Source organism: Tunicatimonas sp. (assembly GCF_049647865.1).
In the GTDB taxonomy this organism is placed as follows: domain Bacteria; phylum Bacteroidota; class Bacteroidia; order Cytophagales; family Cyclobacteriaceae; genus Tunicatimonas.
In genome coordinates, this window is sequence record NZ_JBARYM010000804.1 from 1 (window position 1) to 4,545 (window position 4,545).

The window sequence follows — 4,545 nt, forward strand, 5'->3', positions numbered from 1 at the left end:
GTCAGTGAGTTATTACCCCGTTTAGAACAGCAGCGAACCGATTTTCTAAAAGAAGATTGGCAACCCAATGCAGATTGGTGGGGCAGCCAAGTAGATTCAGTTGCTCAAGATCATGCTGCTATTCTAAATGATTAACCTAGAGCTATTTTACTCAACTGTCAAGTGTATACGTGGGTAGGCATTCATAAACAGACCGGTCGAGGAGAAGGGCACAGTGGATTAATTTTTGACCAAATTTTGCCAAAAGAAAGCGAATCCAATCCAAGCTAAGGTATATTGACGGTCAGTTCATTGAACTCCCTTAACAAATTCTTAGAAAACTGGGAAAGCAAAGAACACTGGAACTCGCGTTTGAAGGTAAGCGATAATTTTGATCTTAATCGATGGGACGTACTTGAAAACACGTTGGCAGTACAGGGAGGTTAACAATGCCGAGCCAAAGCGTAACCTCTAATCCAGTAACGGGTAAACCCTATTTTTTGTATCCCTTGCCAGCAACTGAGTTCACCAACAACACAAATTTAGAAGATCAAAATTCGAGTTATTAATGAGAGTACAGTTAAGCCACGCATGGCTATTGTTTTTATATATTGTCTGTTGTTGCTGTAGTAGCCGAACAGATAATCAGCAACAGAACCAGACTACTCCTGGCAAGCCCAATATCGTGTTGATTATGGCCGACGATTTAGGTTACGGTGACCTGAGTTGCTACGGAAAACCTAAAATCAATACACCAAATATTGATAACCTGGCCGAAACAGGTTTAAGGTTGACCAATTACCATTCTAACGGAGTGGTCTGTAGCCCTACCCGAGCAGCGTTATTAACAGGTCTGTATCCGCAAGAAGCGGGAGTGGAAGGGGTAGTAACTGCCAAAAGCCACCGAAACCTAGGGATGAATCTAGACCATTACACCTTAGCAGAGTTTCTAAAAGACGCGGGTTATGCTACGGCGATCTTTGGCAAGTGGCATTTGGGGTACCAAGCTAAGTATGGCCCTCTAGCTCAAGGTTTTGATCATTTTAGGGGCTTTGTCAGTGGTAACATTGACTATTTCAGCCATATTGACCAAGAAGGCTACGAAGACTGGTGGCAAGGTGCCGAATTGCATCCGGAAGAGGGCTACTTAACCGAACTAGTTACTGATCACGGGATTGATTTTATTAAGTCCCATAAAGACTCTTCTTTCTTTTTGTACCTCCCCCACGGTGCGCCTCACTATCCGTATCAGGGGCCGGAAGATGAAGCCGAACGAGCCCTTGGGGGCGATTTTAAAGTAAGTGGTAAAAGAGAAGATGTCGATCAGGCTTATCAGGAAATGATTGAGTCGCTAGACAAAAATGTGGGCCGGATTGTGCAAACTTTAGAAGAAGAACTTTTAGACAACACTCTCATTATTTTCTGTTCCGACAATGGGGCTACCCCAAAAGTGGGTTCTAATGCTCCCTACCGAGGGCACAAAGGTCAAGTATACGAAGGGGGCCACCGAGTGCCTGCTATCTTCTACTGGAAAGAGAAGATTAAAAAATCGTTAAGTGATGAGCTTGTGTTATCGATGGACCTTTTTCCCACCATTGCTGATTTGGTAGCCGAAAAACCAGAACCTGGGAATTACTCCGGTATCAGTATCGCTGATCTATTATTAGGTAAACCAACAGAAGCAGAAAGCCAAGACCGAACCGTTTTTTGGAGATTTAAAAACCAAAAAGCGGTTACCAAAGAACCGTGGAAGGTGGTGATCACTCCGAGTAGCTCCGAACTGTTCAACCTAGCTGACGATCCGTCGGAAACCATCAATCTTAAAGATAGCTTTCCCGAAATCTTTGTAGATTTAACCGAATCCCTAGAAAACTGGGAGGACAATCTTACTGAAGAACTAATTTCACAATAACTACCTAACCTATGATCAAATATATAGTACTAGCCTGCTGTTTACTACTTCACTCAGTATCCGATCATTTATTCGCCCAAAGTACCCAACACCCCAATATCATTTACATTCTGGCAGATGATCTGGGCTACGGCGATGTTTCCTTTTTCAATGAAAATTCTAAGCTTGCTACTGCTGCGATAGATGATTTAGCTAAGCAAGGGGTTGCCTTCACCGATGCCCACACCAGCTCTGCTGTCTGTACCCCTACCCGATATGGTATTCTTACTGGGCGATACAACTGGCGATCAACCTTGAAAAAGTCGGTGTTAAGTGGATATTCCAAAGCGTTGATCGAACCTGAACGTCTCACCGTAGGTAAGCTACTTCAGCAGAATGGCTACCATACGGCTTTCGTAGGTAAATGGCATTTAGGCTGGGACTGGAGCTTTAGCGGGCAAGATGAAGGCATCAATTCTCTCAATACGAACCCTCCCATTGATTTTACGCAGCCTATTAAAAACGGCCCCGATACGCAGGGGTTTGACTATTCATTTGGCTTTAATGGCTCTTTAGATATGCCCCCGTATGTTTACGTGGAGAATGGCAGTGCTACTTCCACGGTCATTGATACCACGCAAAACGCTGATTATAAAGGCTTCTGGAGAAAAGGACCTACCGCTCAAGATTTTAATCATACCACAACTCTGGATGATTTAACCAAAAAAGCAACAGACTACATTAATGAACAGGCTCAGAGTTCCACCCCTTTCTTCTTGTACTTTGCCCTACCCGCTCCGCATACCCCGATTCTACCTACGACCGAATTTTTAGGAAAGAGCAATACTAATTTCTACGGTGACTTTGTGCTTCAGGTAGATGATGTGGTGCGCCGAGTAGTAGAAGCACTGGAAACGCAAGGAGTTCGGGAGAACACCATGATTATTTTCACTAGTGACAATGGCTGCTCACCCCGAGCCGATTTTGAGGAGCTAGCCAAGGTTGAACACGATCCCAGTTTTATTTTCCGAGGCCATAAAGCGGATATTTACGAAGGCGGGCACCGGGTTCCGTTTATCGTCAACTGGACAGGGGGTATAGATAAACCATTCGTTAGCGATGAGGTAATTTGCACTACCGACTTTATGGCCACTTGTGCCGATGTTTTAAACGTGCCAGTACCCAACGAAGCTGCTGAAGACAGCTATAGTTTTTTGCCGGTATTGCACCAAGAAAGCTTAGACGAGCCACTAAGAGAAGCCACCGTACATCACTCCATAGAAGGGCGTTTTGCGATCAGAAAAGATAACTGGAAGCTAATTCTGTGGCCCGGTTCGGGTGGGTGGAGTGAGCCCCAGTCCGGAGAAGCTTTGCAGGGATTAGAACCGATGCAACTATACAACTTGGTGGAAGATGCTGCTGAGCAGGAGAATCTGTACAATCAATATCCCGAAATAGTAGATTCCTTAACTGAGCTATTAACTAAATACATTGAAAATGGGCGAAGCACTCCTGGCAAATTGCAGAGCAACGACGGTCCCACAGTTTGGGAGCAATTAGATTGGATGGATACCGCCCAAGGAAATTAGCTAATCTGCGCTTTCTTATCGCCGCGCTGGGCTATCAATTGCCCGCTGAGTAGCGGATTATAGCAGCGGCAGTGAGAATACCAGAATATAGTGCTTGAAGAACTATTTTAGCAACCGTACAGGTACTTCTACCGCCTGATTTACTTTAATTTCTTTAGTCAGAACAAGAGTGCATAGGTAAAAGATTATTACAGAAACGGTCCTACCCTAAAATAAGTCTACGTAAAATGTGTAGTCCTATGAGAACTATTAGAAGAAAATTCTCAGGCAGCGGTTCGACTTACGATCTACAGATAATTGGCGGTTCGTTTAAACGCAGGTGTTTTTGTGTTTGGTTTCACAGCTAACTACCAGAACACATTTTGTCCTTGTCCCAGCCACGTAGCTCGTAATATTTCTGCTTCGGTTCTCCCGTCCATCCGTTTATTCCCTTCCGGGGCAGCACTATAGCGTGTAAGTATACGGCCGGAAGTATGGTTAGCCCTAAAACTACCATGGCTACTATTCTGCCGAAATAAATTGATAATCCCACGATAATCAGTAAGGTGAGTAAGTACTTACCGATTCTTTTAAATTTCGGCGTCTGTTCTTCAAAGTGTCCCAAAAGAATATTTCCTACGGCGTACAGTGCGCTAACCATAGCTATTTCAAACCAAACTGAATCAGGTGTCCACATTGTTATTTATCTTCATTGTGCTAATAAACTACAAACCTAACATTTATCTTGGAGCTTACACTCTACTTCATCCCCAAAAGCAGGATTCTGAGGTTGGTAAGTAAAATCCTGAGCGTGGGTTACTACGGCTAAACTCGTCATGAGTATCAGGCAAAAAATGTATTTCATTTGTAAATAAATTTGAAGGGTTATCATTAAGAAGTATAGACCGTTAAGTGGTGAGTAGCGACTGATTTTTCTCATTCGGTAGCAGATAGGTTTACTCTCAAAAATGGTTCAAAAGATACCGCTTCCGGACTGATCTTCGCTTTCTAGCTGTTGCGCCATTTGTTGGTAGTTACTAATCTGATAGCGGGTTAGCTGAATCGCTCGGCTGGCTAATGCCCGTAGCATCTCTTCCCGGGGTTGTA

Annotated in this window: 4 protein-coding genes; 2 read left to right on the plus strand and 2 right to left on the minus strand. The window is 43.9% G+C overall.

Annotation, left to right across the window (positions count from 1 at the left end; translation table 11 throughout):
- Positions 1 to 547: 547 nt before the first annotated feature.
- Both WBA23_RS23145 and WBA23_RS23150 read left to right on the plus strand, forming a co-directional pair.
- Positions 548 to 1,891, plus strand: a complete 1,344-nt coding sequence (locus WBA23_RS23145; protein WP_424584648.1) for a sulfatase-like hydrolase/transferase — start codon at positions 548 to 550, stop codon at positions 1,889 to 1,891.
- A gap of 11 nt (positions 1,892 to 1,902) precedes the next feature.
- The gene (locus tag WBA23_RS23150) at positions 1,903 to 3,459 is read left to right on the plus strand and encodes a sulfatase family protein (RefSeq protein ID WP_424584649.1); all 1,557 of its coding nucleotides are present in this window, start codon (positions 1,903 to 1,905) and stop codon (positions 3,457 to 3,459) included.
- 343 nt (positions 3,460 to 3,802) lie between these two features.
- Here WBA23_RS23150 and WBA23_RS23155 read toward each other — a convergent pair whose 3' ends face one another.
- Both WBA23_RS23155 and WBA23_RS23160 read right to left on the minus strand, forming a co-directional pair.
- Positions 3,803 to 4,099: a hypothetical protein gene (locus WBA23_RS23155; protein WP_424584650.1), complete on the minus strand. Its 297-nt coding sequence runs from the start codon at positions 4,097 to 4,099 to the stop codon at positions 3,803 to 3,805.
- A 72-nt stretch (positions 4,100 to 4,171) separates the two neighbouring features.
- On the minus strand, positions 4,172 to 4,303 hold the full coding sequence (locus WBA23_RS23160; RefSeq protein WP_424584651.1) for a curli assembly protein CsgF: 132 nt from the start codon (positions 4,301 to 4,303) through the stop codon (positions 4,172 to 4,174).
- Between the last annotated feature and the right edge of the window lie 242 nt (positions 4,304 to 4,545).